Consider the following 278-nt stretch of genomic DNA (forward strand, 5'->3'; position numbering starts at 1 on the left):
TCCCGGCCTCTTTGCCCCCAACATCTGGGGCCAGCTCTCCCTGGGCCTTCTCTGGGTCATGGAGACGGCCTTTCGCTACACGGGAAGCTGGGGCCTCGCCATCCTCTTCCTCACCCTGGTGGTGCGCCTCCTCCTCTGGCCCCTGATGCACCAGCAGTTCAAGAGCATGGCGGGGATCCAGCGCCTCCAGCCCCTCATCCAGAAGATCAACGAGAAGTACAAGGACGACCCCAACAAGCGGGCGGAGGCCACCATGAAGCTCTACCAGGAGCACAAGG

General features: G+C 63.3%; 1 protein-coding gene. It reads left to right on the forward strand.

Annotated features, from left to right (window positions below):
- Nucleotides 1–58: 58 nt before the first annotated feature.
- On the forward strand, nucleotides 59–278 hold a 220-nt coding region (locus PZC42_RS21100), incomplete at its 3' end, for a YidC/Oxa1 family membrane protein insertase (RefSeq protein ID WP_277214077.1).

This window comes from Isoptericola croceus (assembly GCF_029382255.1).
Taxonomy (GTDB): Bacteria; Actinomycetota; Actinomycetes; order Actinomycetales; family Cellulomonadaceae; genus Isoptericola; species Isoptericola croceus.